We start from the raw sequence: 22508 nt of genomic DNA, 5'->3' as shown, positions 1-22508 counted from the left end.
CACCCAGGCACCGGCGCACCCGGCCGGTTCCGCGGCGACAACCCTTCCCAGCCCCCCATGCGCAGGAAGAAGGACGGTACGTCCGTGGCGACCACGAGTTTCCCCGACGCTTCGCTCCGTAACGACAACCGCGCCGCCCGGCCGGTTCCCCGCACCCACCGCGGCATCACCGCGAGCGGCACACCAGACGACCTCGCGTCGGGTGACGCGACATCGGAGGTCTGCACGGCCCACGCGTCCCCCCGCGACGTGGTCATCAGGGGCGCGGATCCCGAATTCGCCCGCCAATTCGGCGCGAGCGCCCACGACATGTGCGGGTCGGGACTTCTCGACCTCCTCCGCACGCCCGATCCCGCACGCCTGCGGGAACAGTTCGCCGCGCTCGCCTCGGGGCGGCGACGGCAGTTCACCGAAAAGGTCACCGGTCACGACGGCAGCGGCCGCACCTTCTCCGCGGAGGTCACCGTGACCGCCGTCGACGGGCCCTCGGGCGAGGTCGCCAGTCTCCTCGTCCTCCTGCGCCGCACGGGAGACGCGCGGCGGCCGGGGAAGGGCCGGGCGCCGGCGCTCTCCGGCGGGCCCGTGCTCAGCGCCCTCGACGCGCAGGTCCTGGAAGGAGTGGCCGCGGGCGAGTCCACGGCGCAGCTGGCCTCCCGCCTCTACCTGAGCCGTCAGGGGATCGAGTACCGCGTCGGGCAGATGCTGCGCAGGTTCGACGCGCCCAACCGCCCGGCCCTGGTGGCGCGCGCGCACGCGCTGGGGATGTTCGCCGTCGGCCAGTGGCCACCGCGCGTCCTGCCGGAGCGCGTGAAGTAGCCGCAGGCGGCGGCCCGCCGACCTCCACGGATCCCGCGGGTGCCGCGGAGTCCCCCGCAGGCGGCCGTGACGGTGCCCACCGCCACGGCCGCCCCGTCGTACGGGCCCGGCCACGGCCGCCGTCGCACGGGCGGCCGCCCCGGCCGTCGTACGGACACCGCCCCCGACGCCCTCGACGTACGGGACGTGCGGGACGTGCGGCACGCCGGCCCCGGCCGTCCGCCTCATGCCGCCGAGGGCTGCCACGCCTCCTGGAAGCGGCGGCGGGCGCGGAAGAGGCGGGAGCGGACGGTGCCCACGGGCAGGGAGAGGACCTCGGCCATCTCCTCCTCGTTGAGTCCGTAGGCACGCAGGGTGAGGACCTGCCGGTGCGCCCGGGACAGGCGTTCCAGCACGTCGCTGATGTGCACGGCGTCCAGCGGGTTCGTCTCCTGCCGCGACTCCAGCTGCGAACAGGTCCGTTCCTCGCCGCTGCGCTTGGCGACGCGGACCGCCTCGCGGACCGTCACCGAGCGCACCCAGCCGTAGAACGCCGCCGGTTCACGCAGGGTGCCCAGGCCGCGGTAGACGGCGAGCAGCGCCTCCTGCGCGGCGTCGGCGCCGTCGTCGTGGGTGATGGAACGGCAGATGCGCGCGACGTACGGCGTGATGGCGGTCAGCAGGTGGTTCATGGCGTGCTCGTCGCCCGCCTGGGCGCGGGGGAGCAGGGTCAGGGGGGAGGGGAGTTCGCTCACGGTGGTCATGTCGGGGTCGGGCTCCTTACGGCGCCGGGTCGGCGGGTGAGTGAGCGGAAGGGACGGTGCTCAGCCCGCGGCCGCGCGGGCGGGCTCGGCCCCCGCCGTCTCGGCCAGGCCGAGGAGCCCGTCCCGTACGTCGTCGCGGAACGCCCGCATGAAGGACGGGCTGAAGCAGGCGGTGTGGTGCGGGAACTCGATGGCGAGCCGGCCCTCGAAGGAGACCACGCACGCCATGACGGGACTGCGTCCTGCCTGCGGGAAGTACTGCTCGCGGGCAGGCACCAGGCGGACCTCGACGGCCTCCAGGCCGCTCGGCAGCCGCGGGCCCGGGACCACGCCCATGTTGGTGACGATCACCGTGGCGAGCTGCAGCGCGGGGTTCCGGGGGATCTCCGGCGTGATGCGCATCTCGTGGAAGTGGTCACCGCGCGAGACGAAGTCGCCCAGCCGGGCGTGAACGGTACGTGCCAGGTCCAGGGTGTCCGAGGTCCCGGACACCTCGAGGGTCTGCAGGTGGGTGGTGACCGCGGGCACCATGTCGGACGCGGGCAGCGGCGGGGAGAGCCGGGAGCGCAGGTCGACGGGGGAGAGGCAGCCGAGCGTGCGGGGGCCGTCGCCGTCCAGGCGCCGCCTGGCCGTGGCCAGCAGTGTCGCGGCGATCAGCGCGTGCACCGAGACGCCGCCCGCGCGTGCCGTGCGGCGCAGGCGCGCGGTGAGTTCCGCGTCCAGGGCCAGCCGGCGGACCTCGATGTGCCCCTCCCCGGCCGGGCCCTCGTCGGCCGCCCGGTCGGTCGCGGACGGCCGCCGCACGTCGTACGGCACCAGTTCGACCGGGTGCCGCCTCGCCTCCTCGACACGGCCGCCGAGGTACGCGGCCGTGTCGGCGTCGTCGGCCGCGGGCAGCAGCCGGCTGACGGGCTGCGGCCACCGGGGCGCGCCGGACACCCGGGCGGCGACGTCCCGCTCCCCCTCGACCAGCGTCCGGTAGCGGTCCCACAGCGCGTTGTGCAGCGCGATGCCGCTGTGGCCGTCGGTGACGGTGTGGTCGACCACCAGGACGAACAGGTGGCTCCCGCCGTCCGGCGCGCTGACCAGCACGGCGCGGCTCAGCGGCCCCCCGACGGGCAGGGGGGCGTTCAGTTCCGCCGCGTAGGCCTCGTCCTCGGCGCCGGTACGGGTGACCAGGCGGGGCCGCTCGTCCTCGTCGAGCAGGCGCAGCGCGTGGCCCGCGCCCGCCTCGACGATGCGGGAGCGCAGCGTCGGATGCGCCTGCGTCATCGCGTCGAACGCGGCCGACAGTGCCTCGACGTCGACGGGTCCGCGCAGGGAGCAGGACAGCACGGCCCTGCTTCTCTGGCCCACGTAGAGCGACTCAACCGGACACAGCGCACGGTGCATGCCGTCAGCCTTCTTTCCGTCGTTCATTTCGGGTGTCCCCGTCGTCCGCCTCCCGCGTCCACGACCCGGGAACGGCCTGTCATCGCCGGCTCTCGGCGGGAATCGGGGCCCTCCGAGGGTGCACCGGGAAGCGCGGCGGAATCCACACGGGAACGCGGTGCACGGCGAAGTCGCGTGTTTTCCCTAGAAGTCGGCTCGGCCGGCGCACTCCCTCGCACCGCGGTCATTAGGGAAACACCTGAATCCAGGCCCGGGGACCGGTCCCTGCTTGACCCGGTCTGGCGCGGTGTCCCACCGTGAGGTCCAGCGAAACCGGGGCCGGGAGCCGACCGGCACCCCTTCCCCCGCCCTTGGTGTGCGACCCCCCTTTCCCGCCCGTGAGCCCGCCCGGCGCGCATCCGCACGCGAGGACGGCACGGGGCGGTGGCCGCACCCGTCCGATCCGGCCGGGCCCTCGTCCGTCCGGGACATTACGGCTTGTCACGTGAGGGTTGTGCTATGTCACTGCAGGAGGACGACCGCCGACCGCTGTCCGGGGCCCAGGAGGGCCTCTGGTACGCCGGGCGGCTCGCGCCGGACAGCGCCGCGTACAACACCGCGGAAGCGGTGGAGATCCACGGGCCCCTGGACACCGGCCTGTTCGAGACCGCGCTGCGGCGCACCGTCGACGAGGCCGACACCTTCGCCCTGCGGTTCGTGGACACCGACGACGGCCCCCGCTGCCGACGCGCCCCGGACGCGGCCGACTGGAGTCCGCACCGGGTCGACGTCAGCGACGCCGAGGACCCCGAGGCCGCCGCCTGGGCCCACATCCGCGCCGACCTGACCACCCCCGTGGACACGGACAAGGGCCCGCTGTTCTCGCACACCCTGCTGACCCTGGCACCCGACCGCTTCATCTGGCTGCTGAGGGCCCATCACCTCCTGCTCGACGGCTACAGCTACAAGCTCCTCGGACGACGCCTGGCCCACACGTACAACGCCCTGGCCGAAGGGCGCGAGCCCGGCCCCTCCGGGTTCGAGCCGGTGAGCCGGCTCCGGGCGGAGGAGGAGGCCTACCGGAACTCCGAGCGGTACGAGCGCGACCGCGCCCACTGGGCGCGGCGCCTGGCCGGGCTGCCGGAGCCCGCCCGGCTCACCTCCCGGACGGCCGCCCCCACCGCCCCCTTCCTGCGCCGCACCGCCGAACTGGAGCCCGCCGAGGTGGCCGCCCTCGACGCGGCGGCGGCCCGCCTCGGCGTCTCGCGCACCGACCTGCTGGCCGCCGCCACCACCGCCTACCTGCACCGGATGACCGGCGCGGAGGACCTGGTGCTCGGTCTGGCGACGATGAGCCGGCTCGGCAGCGCCGCCCTGCGCACCCCCGGCACCGCCTCCGACGTCCTTCCGCTGCGCGTGGCGGCCGCCCCCGGCACGACCGTCGCGGAACTGGTGCGCGCGGTCGCGGACGAACTCGGGGCCCTGCGCCGGCACCAGCGGTACCGCGGCGAGTTCCTGCGCCGCGACCTCGGCCTGCTGGGCACCGGACGCCGCCTGTACGGGCCGGTCCTGAACATCGTCCCGTTCGACGAGTCGCCGGTCTTCGGCGGCCGGCCCACCACCTGGCACCACCTGTCCGGCGGCGCCGTCGACGACCTCCAGATCTCCGTACGGCCCGGGGCGCGCACCGGCGGCATGTGGCTCGCCCTCGACGCCAACCCCGCCCTGTACGAGGAGGACGAACTCGCCCTGCACCGCGACCGGTTCGTCACGGTGCTGCGCCGGCTGGCCGAGGCCGGGCCGGCCACGCCGCTGCGGGACCTGGACCTCCTGCTGCCGGGCGAGCACCCCCGCGACACCCCCGTACGCACGTACCCCGCCGAGCGCACCCTGACGGAACTGTTCGAGGAGCAGGCGGCCCGTGTGCCGGGGCGGACCGCCGTCACCTGCGGGGACGAACACCTCACGTACGCCGGGCTGAACGCCGAGGCCAACCGCCTGGCCCGGCTGCTGACCGAACGCGGCGCGGGCCCCGGCCGGACGGTGGCACTGGCCCTGGAGCGCGGCCCCCGGCTGCTGCCGGCGCTGCTGGCCGTCCTCAAGACCGGCGCCGGCTACCTCCCCCTGGACCCCGGCCACCCGGCCGGGCGGCTGCGCCTGGTCGTCGAGGACGCGGCCCCCGTCGCCCTCGTCACCGAGCACGCCCACGCCCACCTGGCCCAGGACACCGTTCCCGCCGTCCTCCTGGACGACCCGGAGACCGCCGCCGACCTCGCCCGCCGGTCCGCCGCCGACCTCACCGACGCCGATCGGCACGGGCGGACGAGCCCGTCCGACACCGCCTACGTCATCCACACCTCCGGCTCCACCGGCCGCCCCAAGGGCGTGCCCGTGCCGCACGCGAACGTCGTGCGGCTGTTCGCCGCCGCGGCCGAGCACTTCGACTTCGGCGCGGACGACGTGTGGACGCTGTTCCACTCCTACGCCTTCGACTTCTCGGTCTGGGAGATGTGGGGCGCCCTGCTGCACGGCGGCCGGCTCGTCGTCGTCCCGTACGCCGTCAGCCGCTCGCCGAAGGACTTCCTGGAACTGCTGCACCGGGAGGGCGTCACCGTCCTCGACCAGACGCCGTCCGCGTTCGAGCAGCTGATCGACGCCGACCGCGAACGCGACGGTGACGCCGGGGCGCTGCGGTACGTCGTCCTCGGCGGCGAGGCGCTGCGCCCGGCGGCCCTGCGCCCCTGGGCCGACCGGCACGGCCTGGACCGCCCGGCACTGGTGAACATGTACGGCATCACCGAGACCACCGTGCACGTCACCCACCACCGCCTCACCCGGGCCGACCTGGACGACCCGCGCCGCGCCCACGTCATCGGCACCCCGCTCGCCGATCTGCGCGTCCACCTGCTGGACCCCGAGGGCCGCCCGGTGCCGCCCGGCGCGACCGGCGAGATGTACGTCTCCGGCGCCGGCGTGGCCGCCGGGTACCTGAACCGGCCCGAGCTGACCGCCGAACGCTTCCTCGACGACCCCCACGGCCCGCCCGGGACCCGCATGTACCGTTCGGGCGACCTGGCGCGGCGCCGCCCCGACGGCACCCTCGACTACCTCGGCCGTGCCGACGCGCAGGTCCAGCTGAGGGGCTTCCGCGTCGAGCCGGGCGAGATCGAGGCGGTCCTCGCCGCCCACCCGCGCGTCGCCCGGGCCGCCGTCGTGGTCCGCCGCGCCGACAACGGCGCCCGGCAGCTCGTCGCCTACACGGTGGCGGCGGGCGACGGACCGGCGAGCCCCGCCGAACTGCGGGCCCACGCCGCCGCCCACCTGCCCGAACACATGGTCCCGGCCGCCTGCGTCCCCGTGGACGTCCTGCCGCTCACCGCCAACGGCAAGCTCGACGTGCGGGCCCTGCCCGCCCCGGACTTCACCGCCGAGGCCTCCGGCACCCGCCCCGGGACGCCCCGGCAGGCCCTCGTCTGCGCGCTGTTCGAGGACGTGCTGAAACTGCCCCGGGACACCGTGAGCATCGACGCCAACTTCTTCGACCTCGGCGGCGACTCCCTGCTCGCCACCCGCCTGCTGGCCCGCATACGGCACGAGACCGGCGCCGAGATCCCCATCACGGCCCTGTTCGGGACACCGACACCGGCTGCCCTCGCCCACCGGCTGGCCGCCCGGACCGGCGCCGCCGCCCCGCCGCGGCCCGCCCTCGGCGACGCCGTACGCCCGGAGCGCGTACCGCTGTCCTTCGCCCAGGAACGCATGTGGTTCCTCCACCGGCTCGACGACGGCGCGGCCACCTACAACATCCCGCTCCTCGTCCCGTCGGCCGCCGACCTCGACACCGAGGCGCTCCGGGCGGCCCTCGGCGACCTGGCCGACCGCCACGAGAGCCTGCGCACGGTGGTCGCCGAGCACGACGGGGTGCCGTACCAGCGGATCATGCCGCCCGGCACGCTGCGGCCGCGGCTGCACCGCGTCGACTGCCCCGCCGCCGAGACCGCCGCCCACGTCACCGCCGCGCTGCGGCACCGCTTCGACCTGACCGCGCAGAGCCCGCTGGCCGCCTGGCTGCTGGGCACCGGCACCGACCGGACCCTGCTGCTCGTGCTGCACCACAGCGCGGCCGACGGCTGGTCGCTGCGGCCCTTCGCCGACGACCTCGGCACCGCGTACGCCGCCCGCCGCGCGGGCCGGGAGCCGCGGTGGACCCCGCTGCCGGTGCAGTACGCCGACTACGCGCTGTGGCAGCGCGCCCTGCTGGCGCCCGAACCGGACGGGACGGGCCGGCGGGAACGGCTCACCGCCCACTGGCGCGCCGCGCTGGCCGGGGCACCCGAGGAGTGCACCCTCCCCGGCGACCGCCCGCGTCCCGCCGCGCCGCGCGGCGGCGGCGCGCACGTCGGGACCGTCGTGGACGCCGCCGTGCACCGCGACCTGCTGAGCCTGGCCGACCGGGAGAACGCCAGCCTGTTCATGGTGCTGCACGCCGCCGTCAGCGCCCTGCTCACGCGCTGCGGCGCCGGCGAGGACATCGTCCTCGGGACCCCGGTCGCCGGCCGCACCGAACCCGCCCTCGACCACCTCGTCGGCCTGATCACCAACACCCTCGTCCTGCGGGCCGACACCTCCGGCGACCCCGCCTTCCGCGACCTCCTCGCCCGGCTGCGCACCGCCGACCTGGCCGCCCTCGACCACCAGGACCTGCCCTTCGACCGGCTCGTCGACGAACTCAACCCGCCCCGCAGGGCCGGCCGGCACCCCCTCTTCCAGGTGATGCTGGCCCTGCAGAACAACGAACCCGCCGTACTCGAACTGGACGGCCGGCGCACCGAGTTGCGGCCGACCGCCACCGGCACCGCGAAGTTCGACCTCTTCGTGGACGTCCTGGAACGCCGCACCCCCGACGGGGCCGCCGACGGCCTCGCCCTGCACGTCGAGTACGCCACGGAGCTCTACGACGCCGGCACGGCCGAGGCGTTCGCCCACGCCCTGCACGACGTCCTGCGCACGGTGTGCGCCGACCCCGGGGTCCGCGTCGGGCGACTGCCGGCGGTCCCCGACCGCACCCCCGCCCCGGCCGCGGCCGACCCCGCGGAGCTGGAGGAGACGGCACGGGCCGTGCCCGGCATCCGCGACGCCCGTGCCCTCCCCGGCGCGGACGGGGAGCCGCCGCACCTGTACGTGGTGCCCGCACGGACGGACGCCGCCGAACGCCTGGAGGACGCCCTGGACCGCGCGGGCCACGGCACGGTCCGCGTCACCGCGGTCAACGCGCTGCCCCGCGACGCCGACGGCGCCGTCGACACCGTGGCACTGCGGGCCCTGCCCGCCGTCGACCGCACCGCGGCCGAGACCTGGCGGGAACGGCTGGCCCGCCTCCCCGGCGTCACCGCCGTCGAGGTGGCGGCCGAGAACATCCCCGAGGAGCTCGGGCGCCGCCACGCCGGCCTGCCCGACCGCACGGCGGGTCCCGCCCCGGCCGCGAGCACCGAGAGCACCGTCACGACCCCCTTCGTCCCGGCGCTCAGCGAGGGCCCCGCGCTGTCCGAGCCGTCCGTGTCCGGCTGGGCACAGGCCCTGCGCCGCGCCGCCGAACTGGACCGGGGCGACATCGTCCACGTCCACCCCGACGGCAGCGAACACCGGCGCAGCTACGCCTCCCTGACGGCGGAGGCCTCACGGGTGCTGGCCGGTCTGCGCCGGGCGGGCCTGCGCCCCGGCGACCGGGTCGTCCTCCAGTGCGACGTGAGCGAGGACTTCCTCGCCGTGCTGTGGGGCTGCGTCCTCGGCGGCTTCGTCGCCGTCCCGCTGACCGTCCCCGCCTCCTACGACACCCCCTCGGCGGCGCTCACGAAGCTGGAGGGCATCTGGCGGATGCTGGGCCGGCCCCGGATCGTGTGCTCCGCCGGACGCGAGGCCGGGCTGCGCGACGTGGCCGCCCGGCAGGGGTGGCCCGGGCTGCGGCTGACCACCGCCGACGCCCTGCGCGAGGCACCGGAGGACCACGACTGGCACCCCGCCCGGCCCGACGACCTCCTCCTGATGCTGATGACGTCCGGCAGCACCGGCCTGCCCAAGGCGGTGCGCCTCACCCACCGCAACGTGCTGACCCGCTCCGCGGCCACCGAGCAGACCAACGGGCTGGACGCCACCGACGTCTCGCTGAACTGGATCCCGCTGGACCACGTCACCGGCGTGGTGATGTTCCACCTGCGGGACGTCTACCTCGGCTGCCGCCAGATCCACGCCCCCACCTCCTGGATCCTCCAGGACCCGCTGCGCTGGATGGACCTGGCCGACCGGCACCGGGTCACCGTCACCTGGGCGCCCAACTTCGCCTTCGGGCTCCTCGCCGAGGAGTCCCACCGCTTCGCGGACCGCACCTGGGACCTGTCGCCGATGCGGCTGGTGATGAACGCCGGCGAGGTCGTCGTGGCCGCCGCCGCCCGCCGGTTCCTGCACGCCCTGAAACCCTTCGGCCTGCCGCAGGACGTGATGCACCCCGGCTGGGGCATGTCCGAGACCTGCTCGGTGGTCACCGACGCCGTCCTGCCCGGCGAACCCGCCGACGACGAGGGCACGTTCGTCAGCTGCGGCCGCCCCTACCCCGGCTTCGCCATGCGGATCGTCGACGAACAGGGCAGGGTCCTCGGCGAGGGCGAGGCGGGCCGGTTCCAGGTCCGCGGCACCTCGGTGACCGGCGGCTACCACGACAACCCGGCGGCCAACGCCGAGGCGTTCACCGAGGACGGCTGGTTCGACACCGGCGACCTGGCGTTCCTGCGCGAGGGCGAGCTGTACATCACCGGCCGCGCCAAGGACGTCATCATCGTCAACGGCGTCAACCACTACAGCCACGAGATCGAGGCCTGCGTCGAGGAACTGCCGCACGTGGAAAGCAGTTTCACCGCCGCGGTCGCGGTGCGCTCCGACCCCTCCTCGCCCACCGACGAACTGGCCCTCTTCTTCCACCTCGCCCCCGGGACCGCCGACGCCCCCGGGACCGCCGACGCCTCCGGGACCGCCGACGCCTCCGAGGCCGGCACGGCGGCGGCCCTGCGGGAGATCGCCGGCAAGGTCACCCGGGAGATCGGCGTCAGCCCCGCCTTCCTCGTCCCGGTCGAGCCGGACGACATCCCCAAGACCGAGATCGGCAAGATCCAGCGCACCAGGCTGCGCAAGAGCTTCGAGGCGGGCGCCTTCGACGACGAGGTCCGCAGGGCGCAGCTGCTGCTGGGCACCGCCGCCACCGTGCCCGACTGGTTCCTGCGGCCGGTGTGGCGGCGGGCGGAACGCCCCGCCGCGCGCGCGACCCCCGCCGGCCGGCACACCCTCGTGCTGACCGGCGCCGACCCCCGGACCCAGCGGCTCGCCGACCGGCTCGCCGACGCCCTGCGGTCCGCCGGCGGCCTGTGCACGGTGGTCGGCGACGGACCGGCGTACGCCCGGCTCGACGCGGCCCGCCACCTGGTCCGGCCCACCGAGGAAGCCGACTACACCGAGCTGCTCGGGCAGCTGGAGCGCGACGGGCGCCCGGTCGACGCCGTCCTGCACCTCGACGGCCCGCACGGCGCCGGAGCGCACGGCGCCGGAGCGCACGGCGCCGGAGCGCCGGAGCAGGCCCTGTACGACACGACCGGCACGGAGCGGCTGCTCGCCCTCGCCCGGGCCCTCGCCGCCCGGCCCGGCCGGCCGCGCCCCGTCGACCTGGTCCACGTCTCCACGGGCGCCCAGGCCGTGCGTCCCGAGGACCGCCCCTGCCCCACGCACGCCATGGCCGGCGCCCTGCTCCGCTCGCTGGGCGAGGAGTTCGGCTGGCTGCGCGCGGCACACCTCGACCTCGCGCCGGACGAGGACGCGGACCCGCTGCCCGTCCTGCTGGCCGAGTCGACGGTCGCCGCGGACGGCGCGGAGGTGGCGTACCGCGACGGCCGCCGTCACGTGCGGCGCCTCGCCCCCCTGCCCGACCTGCCCGACACGCCGTCCCGCGACCGGACGCCGGCGCCCGACGGCTTCACCCTGATCACCGGAGGGCTCGGCGGCGTCGGCGCCGAGGTCGCGGCCCACCTGCTGCGCACGCCCGGCACGCGGCTGCTGATCGTGGGCCGCACCCCGCGGTCCGAACTGGACCTCCAGGGTGCCGAACCGGCCCGCGGGGAGGTCCTGCGGCGGCTGCGCGAACTGGGCGAGGTCCGCTACGCCCGCGCCGACGTCACCGACGAGCACCAGGTGCGGGCCGCGGTGGACGCGGCCACCGAGGCCTGGGGCGTGCCGCTCGCGGCGGTCCTGCACCTGGCCGGGACCCTGGTCGAACGTCCCGTGGGCGACCTCGACGCGGCCACCTGGCGCCGGGCCCTGGCGGCGAAGGCGCACGGTGCGTGGGTCCTGCACCGGCTCACCGCCGACCGCCCGGCCGTCTCCTTCACCACCTTCTCCTCCGTCAACGGCTACTTCGGCGGCGCCATGAACGCCGCCTACGCCGCCGCCAACGCCTACCTGGACGCCCTCGCCCAGCACCGCCGAAGCCTCGGCCTGCCCGCCCGGTCCCTGGCCTGGAGCATGTGGCGCGAGCACGGCATGAGCCGCGGCTACCGGCTCACCGCGCTCACCGAGGCCCGCGGCTACCGGCTGCTCGACGCCCCCGCCGCGCTGCGCTCGTTCGACCTCGCCCGCACCCTGGACGAGCCGCACCTGCTGATCGGCGCCGACCGCACCGCTCCCTGGGTCCGCAGCCACGTGGTGGCCCCGGCCCGTCAGGTGCGGCGCCTGGCCGCGCGCGTCGGCCTGGAGGACGGCACCGACCTGGGCGCCCTGTACCGCGCGGCGGCCGACGGCGCCCGCGCGGCCGGCGCGGGCGACGACTGGACGCTGCGCTCCGCGGGCACCACCGCACACCGCGAACAGGCGGACCCGGGGGAGGGGCTGCGGCGGCTGGAGAGCCGGCTCGCCGAGGTGTGGTCCGGTGTACTGGGCCGTGACCGGGTCGGGCGGGACGAGAACTTCTTCGACCTGGGCGGCAACTCCCTGCTCCTCGTCACCGCCCAGAGCGCCGTGAACAGCGCCTTCGACGCCGACCTCTCCGTCGTCGACCTGTTCGCGCACCCCACCGTGCGGGACCTGGCCCGCCACCTGTCGGCGCGCACCGGCACCGGGACGGCCGCGGAGCCGTCGCCACCGTCCGGCTCCGACTCCGGCTCCGGCTCCGCGTTCGCGTCCGAGACCGCGGGACAGCGGGCCGTCGCCCCCGCGGCACCACGGTCCTCCGGGACCGCCCCCAGCGGCCTGGACCGCGCCAAGGAACAAGCACAGCGCCAGCGTGCGGCCCGCGCGCGCCGCACCGCACGGCAAGGGAAGGACCGAGGCCATGCCTGAGACCACCGAACCGTACGAACAGCAGCTCCCCGCCGTCGCCGTCATCGGTATGGCCGGCCGCTTCCCCGGCGCCGCCGACCTCGACACCTTCTGGGACAACCTCGCCGCGGGCCGGGAGTCGGTACGGCCCGTCCCCGACGAGGAGTTCCTCGCCGCGGGCGGCGACCCGCGCGACCTCGACGACCCCTCACTCGTGCGCATGGCCTCCGTCGTCGAGGACATGGACCGCTTCGACTCCGGCTTCTTCGGCTACAGCCCCGCCGAGGCCGCCGTGGTCGACCCGCAGCAACGGCTGCTGCTGGAGACGGCCTACCACGCCCTGGAGGACGCCGGCTGCCTCGGCGCCGACCGCACGGGCGAGGCGTTCGGCGTGTACGCGGGCAGTGGCGACAGCCGCTACTACCCCGCCCACGTGTACCCCCGCCACGCCGGGCAGCCCGGCTCGGTGGCGCTCGTGCACGCGGCCACCGCCAACTCCCTCGGCACCCTCGCCACCCGCGTCTCCTACGAGCTGGGCCTCACCGGCCCGAGCGTGTCGCTCCAGACGGCCTGCTCCACCGCGCTGGTCGCCGTGCACACCGCCTGCCAGGACCTGCTCGACCACCGCTGCGACACCGCGCTGGCCGCCGCCGTCTCCCTCAACCCCTCGGCCGCGCTGGGCTACCGGCACGTGCCCGACGGCCCCTTCTCGCCCGACGGCCACTGCCGCGCCTTCGCCGCGGACGCCGCCGGCACCACCTCCGGCGACGGCGTGGGAGCCGTCGTGCTCAAGCGCCTGGAGGACGCCCTCGCCGACGGCGACCGCATCCGCGCCGTCATCCGCGGCAGCGCCGTCAACAACGACGGCCGCCGCAAGGTCGGCTTCAGCGCGCCCAGCGCCGCCGGGCAGACCGAGGTCGTCCTCGCGGCGCAGGCCGACGCGGAGGTCGACGCCGGCACCATCGGCCTGGTCGAGGCGCACGGCACCGCCACCCGGCTCGGCGACCCGATCGAGGTGGCCGCGCTGACCGAGGCGTTCCGGCAGAGCACGGAGCGGACCGGGTTCTGCGCCCTGGGCTCGGTGAAGACCAACATCGGCCACCTGGGCGCCGCCGCCGGCATCGCCGGGCTCATCAAGGCGGTCCTCGCCCTGGAACACCGGCAGATCCCGCCGAGCCTGCACTTCGACCGGCCCAACCCGCTCATCGACTTCGCCTCCGGCCCCTTCCGCGTGCCCACCGCCCTGGAGGACTGGCCCGCGGGCGACCACCCCCGCCGGGCCGCCGTCAGCGCCTTCGGGATCGGCGGCACCAACGCCCACGTCGTCCTGGAGGAGGCCCCGCCCACCACCCCGCCGGCACCGGACGGCGTCCGCCCGCCCGAGGACGGGAGCCGCCTGGTGCTGCCCCTGTCCGCGCGGACCGCCGGCGCCCTGCGCGGCCAGGCCGACGCCCTCGCCCGGCACCTGGAGCGGCGGCCCGGACTGCGCCTGGACGACGTCGCGCACTCCCTGCGCGCCGACCGGCCCGCACTGCGGCACCGCCTCACCGTCACGGCGGCCACCCGCGAGGAAGCCCTCGACGCCCTGCGCACCGCCGCACCGGGCACCCCGCCGCCCTCCGAGGAGCCCGCCCGCGTGGCGTTCCTGCTGCCGGGCGGCGGCACCCAGTACCCCGGCATGGGAGCGGAGCTGTACCGCGACCACGGCGTCTACCGCGACACCGTCGACGAGTGCGCCCGCATCCTGCGGCCCGCACTCGGCGCCGACCTGCGCACCACCCTGTTCGAGGAGCGGCAGCCCGACGACACCGCCGCGTTCCTCGGCCTCGTGGTGACCGAGTACGCCCTGGCCCGCACCCTCATGGAACAGGGCGTGCGCCCGGACGCGCTCATCGGCCACTCGCTCGGCGAGTACACGGCGGCCTGCCTGGCCGGGGTCGTCGACCTGGAGGACATGCTGCCCCTGGTCACCGAACGCATCCGGCTCATCGCCTCCGCGGGCGGTGCCACCGTCGGCGTGGCCGCCCCGGCCGAGGACGTCCGGCCCCTGCTCGACGACGAGCTGTCCCTGGCCGCGGCCAACGGCCCCGGCGCCTGCACCGTCGCCGGACACCTCGGCCCCGTCGCCCGCTTCGAGGCCGAGCTCACCCGCCGCGGCGTCCCGTTCCGCCGGCTGCGGATCCCCGTCGCCGCGCACTCCCACGTCCTGGACCCGGTCCTGCCGGCCTTCGAGACCCACCTGCGCCAGGTCACCCTGCGCCCGCCGCGGATCCCGTACGTCACCAACGTCACCGGCACCTGGATCACCGACGCGCAGGCCACCTCCGTCCGGCACTGGCTCGACCACACCCGGAACACCGTGCGGTTCGCCGACGGCATCACCGCCCTGTGGGACCGCCTGCACCCCGTCCTGGTCGAGATCGGGCCGGGGGACACCCTGACCAAGCTGGCCACCGGCGGGCTCGCCGACGAGACGCCCGTGACGGTGACCACCATGCGGCACGCCAAGGCCGAGGCCTCCGACGGGTTCGTCCTCGCCGAAGCCCTGGGCCGGCTCTGGAGCGCGGGCGTCGACACCGCCCTCCCGCCGGCGCCGGACACCGCCCGGCGGGTCCCGCTGCCCCCGTACGCCTTCGAACGCCACCGCCACTGGATCGACGCCCCCGGCGCCCGCCCGCACCCCGACGCGCCCGGCACCCCGGCCGCGGCGGAGGCGGACCCGGCCCTCGCCCCCCGCCCCCGGCTGACCACCGAGCACGTGCCGCCGCGCTCCGACCGCGAACAGGCGGTGACCCGGCTGTGGGAGGAGACCCTCGGCATCGGCGGCATCGGCGTGCACGACAACTTCTTCGACCTCGGCGGCGACTCGATGCGCGCCGTGCTGCTGGCGGGCCGGCTCCGCCAGGCCGGCGTCCTCGACGTACCGGCGGCCGAACTGCTGGCCGCGCCCACGGTGGCCGGGATCCTCGCCGCGTCCGACGAGGCCGCGTCCGGCGGACAGGACCGGGACACCCGGGGGAGCGCCCCCACCGCCCTCGGCCCGCTGCTGCCGCTGCGCGCGGAGGGCACCGCCACCCCCCTGTTCTGCCTCCACCCCGGCGCGGGCGTGTCCTGGCGCTACACGGGCCTGCTGCCCCACCTCGGCGGCGACCAGCCCGTGTACGGCATCCAGGCGGCCGGCCTCGACGGCACCAGGCCGCCCGCACCGGACGCCGCCGCCATGGTCGACACCTACCTGGCCCTGGTGCGGCAGGTGCAGCCGCACGGCCCCTACCGGCTGCTGGGCTGGTCCTACGGCGGTTTCGTCGCCCACGCCATGGCCTGCGCGCTCCAGGCGGACGGCGAGCGGGTCGAACTCCTCGCCATGCTCGACGCACCGCAGCCGCACGGCACGACGTACGACCCCGGGGCGGCGGAACGACAGGTGGCGGCGCTGCTGTCGCGGGTGACCGGACTGCCCGTCGAACCGGGGGCCGCGCCACCGGACGTCGACACCGTCCTGGACCGTATCGACGCGGGCCTCGCGGCCGACCCGGCCGGCTCGCCCGTCACGCGTGCCGAGGCGGCCGCCATCGCCGCCGTCATGCGCAACAACCTGCGCCTCGCACCCCAGTTCGCGCCCGGCGTCTTCCACGGCGACGTGCTGTTCTTCAGCGCGGCGGGGGAGGAGCACACCGACTTCCCGACGGACCTGGCGGTGCAGCCCGGCAAGGCCGACGGCTGGCGGCCCCACGTCGACGGCACCCTCCACGACCACCGGGTGCCCTGCGGCCACTACGAGATGACCGACCCCGAGCCGATCGCCCGCATCGGCGAGGTGGTCGCCAAGGCCCTGCGCGGGCCGCACCGGTGAGCCACCGGACGGCGACCGCCCCCATCCCGACCCCGACCCACCGAGTACGCCCCGACCGTTCAGGAGATTCCGCGTGACCGCGACCCAGGACCTCTACGAGCTCGGCGACGCGCCCGAGATCGGCACCGCCCCCGAGAAGATGTACGCCTCGCTCATCCGCCGCGAGCGCTACGGCCGGCCCGTCGACGCCTTCCGCACCGAGGTGGTCGACGTCCCGCCCGTCGGCCGCGGCCAGGTCCTGGTCAAGGTGATGGCGGCCGGCATCAACTACAACAACGTGTGGGCGGCGCTGGGCTCGCCGCTCGACGTGATCGCCGCGCGGCAGAAGGCGGGTGCCACCGAGGACTTCCACATCGGCGGCTCCGACCTGTCCGGGATCGTGTGGGCGGTCGGCGAGGACGTGCGCGGGGTGAAGCTGGGCGACGAGGTCGTCGTCCTCGCCAGCCGGTGGGACGAGAAGGCCGAGGACATCCGCCTCGGCGGCGACCCCGCCTTCTCCACCAGCCAGCGGGTGTGGGGCTACGAGGAGAACTACGGCTCCTTCGCCCAGTTCGCGGTCGTCGACGACTACATGTGCCACCCCAAGCCGGCCCGGCTGTCCTGGGCGGAGGCGGCCTGCTACATGGCCACCGCCGCCACCGCCTACCGCCAGCTCTTCGGCTGGGAACCGCACACGGTGCGCCCGGGCGACCCGGTGCTGATCTGGGGCGGCGCCGGCGGACTGGGCAGCATCGCCATCCAGCTGGTCCGGCACGTCGGCGGCATCCCGGTCGCCGTCGTCTCCAGCGAGGAACGCGGCGAGTTCTGCCTCAAACTGGGCGCCAAGGGATGGATCGACCGGCGGGAGTTCGACCACTGGGGCCGGCTGCCCGACACCTCCGACGAGGCCGCGACGGCCCGCTGGCTGACCGGCGCCCGCGCCTTCGGCCGGCGCTTCTGGGAGGTGCTCGGCGAGCGCCGCAGCCCGCGCATCGTGCTGGAGCACTCGGGCGCCGACACCATCCCCACCTCCCTGTACCTGTGCGACAACGGCGGCATGGTCGTCATCTGCGGCGGCACCACCGGCTACAACGGTGACGTGGACCTGCGCTTCCTGTGGATGCGGCAGAAGCGGCTCCAGGGCTCGCACGTCGCCGGCGCCCGCGAGGCGCGGGAGGTCACCCGGCTGATCGACCAGGGCGTCGTCGACCCCTGCCTGTCACGGACCTTCGACTTCGACGAGATCGGCCTGGCCCACCAGCTCATCCACGACAACCGCCACCCGGCGGGGAACATGGCGGTGCTGGTGAACGCCCGGAGGTGACGGGCCCGGCGGCCGCGGTCCCGACCGCGGCCGCCGCGGCGTGGATCCCGTGGTGCGGCCGCCGCGGCGTGGATCCCGTGGTGCGGCCGGGGTGATTCGTCCCCGGTCCGCGGGGTACCCGCGGCCAGGTACGAGGCACGCGCTATCGCGGGAGGTACCCCATGGGCAAGCTGGGCGACATGGCGAAGAAGGCCAAGGAAATGGCCAAGGGCCACCCGGACCAGGCCGACAAGGCGGTGACCGGCGCCGATCGCGTGGTCGACGAGCGGACGGGGAACAAGTACGACGCCCAGACCGACAAGGCCGCCGACGCGGCCCGCCGTACCTACCGGGACAGCGGTCCGACGGAGCGCTGACCCCCAGGTCCGCCTTGCAGCCCCCGGCGCCGTGCGCCGGGGGCTGCAAGCGTGCCGCCGGCCCGGAAGCGCGTGCCCGGCCCGCGGAGCCGGCCCGGCCGGGCCCGCGGCGGCCGGGAGCGGGCGCCGCCGGGCGTCCGGGCACGCGGACCCGCCAGGCGGTGCCCCCCGCGGTGCCGGGACCCGGGAAAGGACCGGGCCGGCCGGAACAGTTCCGGCCGGCCCGGTCCCCGTGGTGCGCCCGGCGCCGGGGAGCGGCGCGCCCTCACCCCCGCAGCAGCTTCTTGACGATCTTTCCCGCGGGGTTGCGCGGCACCTGCTCGATGAACTCCACGCGTCGCGGCCGCTTGTACGGAGCGAGCAGCTCCCGCACATGCGCCAGCAGCTCCGCCCGGCCCGTGTCCGCGCCCGGCTCCAGGACGACGTACGCCAGCGGCACCTCGCCGTAGTCCTCGTCCGGCATCCCGACGACCGCGGTGTCCCGCACGGCGGGGTGGGTCATCAGGGCGCGCTCGATCTCCGAGGGGTAGACGTTCTGACCTGCGCGGATGATGACGTCCTTCGTGCGGTCCACGAGGCTGACGCGCCCCTGCCCGTCCACGAACCCCAGGTCGCCGGTCCTGATCCAGCCGTCGAGGGTGATCTCGCGGGTGGCCTCAGGGTCGTTCCAGTAGCCCCGCATGAGGCCGGGCCCGCGCACGACGATCTCGCCGATCCCGCCGGGCGGCAGATCCCGGCCGTCCTCGTCCACCGCGCGCACGGACATGCCCGGTACGACCCGCCCGCACGGGATGCGGGCGGTGACGTCCCCGGGGGCGGGGTGCTCGTCGGGGCCGAGGGTCACGAACGGGCCGCCCACCTCCGTCATGCCGTACACCTGCCGGAAGCCGCAGCCGAGCCGCCGGACGGCGTCGGCGTACACGTCCAGCGGCATCGGGGCGGCGCCGTACAGGATCTCCCGGAGGGAGGACAGGTCGGTGCTGCGGGACGCCTTGGCCTGCAACACGAAGCGCAGCATCTGCGGCACCATCCACAGGTGGGTGGCGCGGTGCTTCTCCACCGCGGAGAGCGCCCGCTGCGGGGTGAAACCGGGCATCAGCACGATCGTGGCGCCGGCCGCCATGTAGGTCAGGGAGACCACCATGCTGCCGTGGTAGAGCGGACAGCAGTTGACCATGACGATGTCGTCGGTGGGCCGGGCCATGACCAGCCAGCCCAGGGCGATGGCCCGGAAGGACCCGCTGTCGACGGTGACGCCCTTGGCCTGCCCGGTGGTCGCCGAGGTGTGCAGCACGGCGATCGGGTCGGTGTCGGCCACGGCGGGCAGGTACCGCTCGGCGGCCAGGGTACCCAGGGCCGTGAAGGCGGGCTTGTCGAAGGCCATCCGTATCCGCACCGATCCCGGCAGCTCGGTGTGCCGGTCCAGCAGCTCGGACTCGCCGAGGACGGCCACCGCCCCGACGCGTTCGACGATGCCGGTGACCTCGGGCACGGCCAGGCTGTGGTTCAGCGGCACGAACAGCGCGCCGAGCCGGGCGAGCGCGAAGTACGTCTCCAGCACCTCGACGCGGTCCTTGGAGAGCACGGCGACCCGGTCACCGCGTTCGATGCCCAGGTCGGCCAGCCCGCGCGCCAGCTCGGCCGTCCGGTCGTGGAACTCGGCCCAGGTGACGCTCCGTCGCTCGTCGACCAGCGCCGTCCGGTCGGGAAAGCACTGGCGGTTGCGCTCCAGCAGCTGTGTCAGCCACATCACGCACCGCCGGTGGCACCGCCGGCGGCACCGGCGGCCGTGTGTTCGGAGACGAAGCGCTCGTAGTCGCCGATCGTGCGCAGCCTCTCCATGTCCTCCGCGGTGATCTCCACGCCGAGCCGCTGCTCGACGAGCAGGACGAGACGCACCAGGTCCCCGGAGTCGATGCCGCTGGCCGCGAGGTCGACGTCGTCGCCCACCGTGTCCGCGTACTCGGTCGTGCCGGTGAGTTCGACCAGCAACTCCCTGATGGTGCTCATGGTTTCCCCTTTCGCCCCGGCGTGCCGGCCGCCGTGCGGATCTCGCGACTGTCACCCCCTCAAGAGGCGGGATCGGCCGGTCCCACTCCCCGGACCGCCCCGTGAGCTTCGTCACGCGTCCGAACGGCGTGCGGCAGGGATAGCCGGAGCCCGTGCCCGGCCTCTTACCGCAACGAAGGGACGTGTTCCGGGAGACGACAAGGAGACGTGTCCCGGAACGACGGAGACGGAGACGGAGAGGGAGAAGGAGTGATGCGAGTGCCCAGGCAGCCGGTACCGGTCCGGGCCGCGGGAGGGCGCCCGGCGTGTCGCGTCACCGCGGCACGCGCCGTCCGTGCGGGCGGTGCGGCGTGAGCGCCCGCACGGGCGCGCGGACCGCCGCTGCCGTGTCCGCGGACGAGGACGCCCCGTCCCCCGACGGGGGAGCGGTGCCCGCGGACCGGGGTGCCGTGTCCGCGGACCCGGGGGCCCCGCCCGCGGACCAGGACGACCTGCTCGCGCGCTTCGAGTCCCTCGTCGCCGCCGGCGGGACGGTCGAACCGCGCGACTGGATGCCCGACGGGTACCGCCGCATGCTGATCCGCCAGATCGCCCAGCACGCCCACTCCGAGATCATCGGCATGCAGCCCGAGGGCGCCTGGCTCACCCGGGCCCCCTCCCTGCACCGCAAGTCCGTCCTCATCGCCAAGGTCCAGGACGAGGCCGGCCACGGCCTGTACCTGTACTCGGCCGCCGAGACGCTGGGCGTGGACCGCGCCGACCTGCTGGAAGCCCTGCACCAAGGACAGCAGCGGGCCTCCGCCACCTTCAACCACCCCGCGCTGACCTGGGCGGACACCGGGGCCGTCGCCTGGCTGACGGACGGCGCCGCCGTCATCAACCAGGCCCCCCTGTGCCGCACGTCCTACGGGCCGTACGCCCGGGCGATGCGCCGCGTCTGCCAGGAGGAGGCCTTCCACGTGCGGCAGGGCTACGACCTGATGCGCGCGCTGTGCGAGGGGACGCCGGAGCAGAAGGAGATGGCGCAGGACGCGGTGAACCGCTGGTGGCTGCCGGCCGTCGCGCTGATGTTCGGCCCGCCCGACACCGAGGCCGGCGGCGCCGACGCGCGGACGGCCGCACTCGGCGCCGCGGTCTCCCGCCGCGCGATGGCCTGGGGCATCAAACGCCACACCAACGACGAACTGCGCCAGCGCTTCGTCGACACGTGCGTCCCGCAGGCCGAACGCCTCGGCCTGACGCTGCCCGACCCGGCGATCCGCTGGAACGACGAGCGCGGCCACTACGACTTCACCCCGGTCGACTGGGAGACCTACCGCGAGGCGCTGGGCGACGACACCCACTGGGCGCGCCAGCGGATCGCGCACCGCAGGGCCGCGCACGACGACGGCGCCTGGGTGCGGGAGGCGACCGCCGCGTACGCCGCCCGCGCGGAGGCGGAGGCGGAGGCGGAGGCGGAGAGGGCCGCCGGGGACGCGGCGGACGCGGGCATCGGCGAGGCGCGGTCCGGCGACGCCGCCCCGCGACGGACGGAGGAGCACGCATGACCCGCGACCGGGAGGGCGCACCGGCGTCCTGGGAGGTCTTCCTGCGGACCCGCCGGGGACTGGCGCACCAGCACGCGGGATCGGTGCGCGCGACCGACCCGGACGCGGCACTGGCGCTGGCCCGCGACCTGTACGCCCGCCGCGGCGATCCGCTCTCGCTGTGGGTGGTCCGCTCGGACGCCGTGCACACGACCTCCCCGGACGAACGCGACCCGTACTTCGCCGCCGCCCGCCACAAGCCGTACCGCTATCCCGAGCACTTCGCGCCCCTGACCGAGAAAGGACCCGAGGGTGACCACGCCGAGTGACACGCGCGCGGACCCCGCGGCGCGGGCCGCCGCGACCGGTGCCGCCCCGGCGGCGGCCGACGGCGCCTCCTCCGCTCCCGGAGCCCCCACGGACACCGATCTGGCCCTGTACCTGCTGCGCCTCGGTGACGACGCCCTCGTCCTCGGGCAGCGCCTGTGCCGGTGGATCACGCGCGCGCCGACCGTCGAGGAGGACCTGGCGCTGTCCAACATCGCCCTGGACCTGATCGGCCACGCCCGCACCCTGCTCACCCGCAGCGGACAGCTCGACGGGACCGGCCGCACCGAGGACGACCTCGCCTTCACCCGCTCGGCACGCCAGTTCACCAACGTCCTGCTCACGGAGCTGCCCGACGACGACTTCGCGGTGACCGTGGCCCGGCAGCTGGCCTACACGCACTACGCGGTCCTCCACCACGAGGCGCTGGCGGACTGCGCCGACGCCGAACTGGCCGCCTTCGGGGCGCGGGCCGCCAAGGAGGTCGCCTTCCACCGGTCGCACGCGGACCGCTGGATCCTGCGGCTGGGGCGCGGCACCCCGGAGAGCGCCCGCCGCATGCGGCGGGGCCTCGAGCGGGTGTGGCCGTACACCGCTGAACTCTTCGACGAGGACGACGTGGTCCGACGCCTGGCCGCCGCCGGCACGGTGCCCTCACCGGCGTCCCTGCGCGACGAGTGGGAACGGCGCGTCACCGAGGTCGTCACCGACGCGGAGCTCACCGTGCCCACGGCCCCCTGGTCGGCCAGGGGCGGCCGCTCCGGCCTGCACACCGAGGAGTTCGACCCGCTGATCGCCGAACTCCAGTCGGTGTACCGGCAGTTCCCCGGAGGCACCTGGTGAACGATCCGG

12 protein-coding genes are annotated in these 22508 nt (G+C 75.5%); 8 read left to right on the top strand and 4 right to left on the bottom strand.

Going from position 1 to position 22508, the window contains the following annotated elements; all coding sequences use genetic code 11:
- The first annotated feature begins 84 nt into the window (after positions 1 to 84).
- A complete protein-coding gene (locus ACF09K_RS19895; protein WP_392245227.1) occupies positions 85 to 816 on the top strand; it encodes a PAS domain-containing protein in 732 nt (243 codons plus the stop codon).
- Between the two features lie 224 nt (positions 817 to 1040).
- On the opposite strand, the gene ACF09K_RS19890 is transcribed toward ACF09K_RS19895, so the two are convergent.
- Both ACF09K_RS19890 and ACF09K_RS19885 read right to left on the bottom strand, forming a co-directional pair.
- Entirely contained in the window at positions 1041 to 1559 is a 519-nt protein-coding gene (locus ACF09K_RS19890) for an RNA polymerase sigma factor (RefSeq protein WP_392245226.1), read from the bottom strand.
- A 60-nt stretch (positions 1560 to 1619) separates the two neighbouring features.
- On the bottom strand, positions 1620 to 2951 hold the full coding sequence (locus ACF09K_RS19885) for a condensation domain-containing protein (RefSeq protein WP_392245539.1): 1332 nt from the start codon (positions 2949 to 2951) through the stop codon (positions 1620 to 1622).
- Between the two features lie 498 nt (positions 2952 to 3449).
- Here ACF09K_RS19885 and ACF09K_RS19880 point away from each other — a divergent pair, with 498 nt between their 5' ends.
- From ACF09K_RS19880 to ACF09K_RS19865, 4 genes are all read left to right on the top strand, one after another.
- Positions 3450 to 12302 carry an amino acid adenylation domain-containing protein gene (locus ACF09K_RS19880; protein ID WP_392245225.1) on the top strand — a complete coding sequence of 2951 codons (8853 nt, stop codon included), beginning with the start codon at positions 3450 to 3452 and terminating at the stop codon, positions 12300 to 12302.
- Positions 12295 to 16134 carry a type I polyketide synthase gene (locus ACF09K_RS19875; RefSeq protein WP_392245224.1) on the top strand — a complete coding sequence of 1280 codons (3840 nt, stop codon included), beginning with the start codon at positions 12295 to 12297 and terminating at the stop codon, positions 16132 to 16134. Before ACF09K_RS19880 ends, ACF09K_RS19875 begins: the two co-directional genes overlap by 8 nt.
- A gap of 73 nt (positions 16135 to 16207) precedes the next feature.
- Positions 16208 to 17437, top strand: coding sequence for a crotonyl-CoA carboxylase/reductase (gene ccrA, locus ACF09K_RS19870; RefSeq protein WP_392245223.1), 1230 nt, complete (start codon positions 16208 to 16210; stop codon positions 17435 to 17437).
- A 161-nt stretch (positions 17438 to 17598) separates the two neighbouring features.
- Positions 17599 to 17793, top strand: coding sequence for an antitoxin (locus tag ACF09K_RS19865; protein ID WP_392245221.1), 195 nt, complete (start codon positions 17599 to 17601; stop codon positions 17791 to 17793).
- Positions 17794 to 18058: 265 nt separating this feature from the next.
- Here the strand turns inward: ACF09K_RS19865 and ACF09K_RS19860 are convergent, their stop codons facing one another.
- Entirely contained in the window at positions 18059 to 19543 is a 1485-nt protein-coding gene (locus ACF09K_RS19860; protein ID WP_392245537.1) for a class I adenylate-forming enzyme family protein, read from the bottom strand.
- Positions 19543 to 19803 carry an acyl carrier protein gene (locus ACF09K_RS19855; protein ID WP_392245220.1) on the bottom strand — a complete coding sequence of 87 codons (261 nt, stop codon included), beginning with the start codon at positions 19801 to 19803 and terminating at the stop codon, positions 19543 to 19545. Before ACF09K_RS19855 ends, ACF09K_RS19860 begins: the two co-directional genes overlap by 1 nt.
- 428 nt (positions 19804 to 20231) lie before the next feature.
- Here ACF09K_RS19855 and paaA point away from each other — a divergent pair, with 428 nt between their 5' ends.
- The 3 genes from paaA to paaC all read left to right on the top strand — a co-directional run bounded on the left by paaA (position 20232) and on the right by paaC (position 22499).
- Positions 20232 to 21350 (top strand): 1,2-phenylacetyl-CoA epoxidase subunit PaaA, encoded by a 1119-nt coding sequence (gene paaA, locus ACF09K_RS19850; protein WP_392245535.1) that lies wholly within the window; start codon positions 20232 to 20234, stop codon positions 21348 to 21350.
- Complete coding sequence (locus ACF09K_RS19845) at positions 21347 to 21658, top strand: 1,2-phenylacetyl-CoA epoxidase subunit B (RefSeq protein WP_392245218.1); 312 nt, start codon at positions 21347 to 21349, stop codon at positions 21656 to 21658. The genes paaA and ACF09K_RS19845 overlap by 4 nt, the downstream gene beginning before the upstream one ends.
- 100 nt (positions 21659 to 21758) lie before the next feature.
- Positions 21759 to 22499 (top strand): 1,2-phenylacetyl-CoA epoxidase subunit PaaC, encoded by a 741-nt coding sequence (gene paaC / locus ACF09K_RS19840; protein WP_392245533.1) that lies wholly within the window; start codon positions 21759 to 21761, stop codon positions 22497 to 22499.
- Positions 22500 to 22508 lie beyond the last annotated feature (9 nt).

It is taken from the genome of Streptomyces sp. NPDC014882 (assembly GCF_043081325.1).
Taxonomy (GTDB): domain Bacteria; phylum Actinomycetota; class Actinomycetes; order Streptomycetales; family Streptomycetaceae; genus Streptomyces.
The sequence above is the reverse complement of the archived record's forward strand: the minus strand, read 5'-3'. Positions and strand labels throughout refer to the sequence as shown.

Coding starts and splice junctions, on each gene's coding strand:
- ACF09K_RS19885 (WP_392245539.1), bottom strand. CDS start 2,951: ATGCACCGTGCGCTGTGTCCGGTTGAGTCGCTCTACGTGGGCCAGAGA.
- ACF09K_RS19865 (WP_392245221.1), top strand. CDS start 17,599: ATGGGCAAGCTGGGCGACATGGCGAAGAAGGCCAAGGAAATGGCCAAG.
- ACF09K_RS19860 (WP_392245537.1), bottom strand. CDS start 19,543: ATGTGGCTGACACAGCTGCTGGAGCGCAACCGCCAGTGCTTTCCCGAC.
- ACF09K_RS19890 (WP_392245226.1), bottom strand. CDS start 1,559: ATGACCACCGTGAGCGAACTCCCCTCCCCCCTGACCCTGCTCCCCCGC.
- ACF09K_RS19875 (WP_392245224.1), top strand. CDS start 12,295: ATGCCTGAGACCACCGAACCGTACGAACAGCAGCTCCCCGCCGTCGCC.
- ACF09K_RS19845 (WP_392245218.1), top strand. CDS start 21,347: ATGACCCGCGACCGGGAGGGCGCACCGGCGTCCTGGGAGGTCTTCCTG.
- ACF09K_RS19855 (WP_392245220.1), bottom strand. CDS start 19,803: ATGAGCACCATCAGGGAGTTGCTGGTCGAACTCACCGGCACGACCGAG.
- ACF09K_RS19880 (WP_392245225.1), top strand. CDS start 3,450: ATGTCACTGCAGGAGGACGACCGCCGACCGCTGTCCGGGGCCCAGGAG.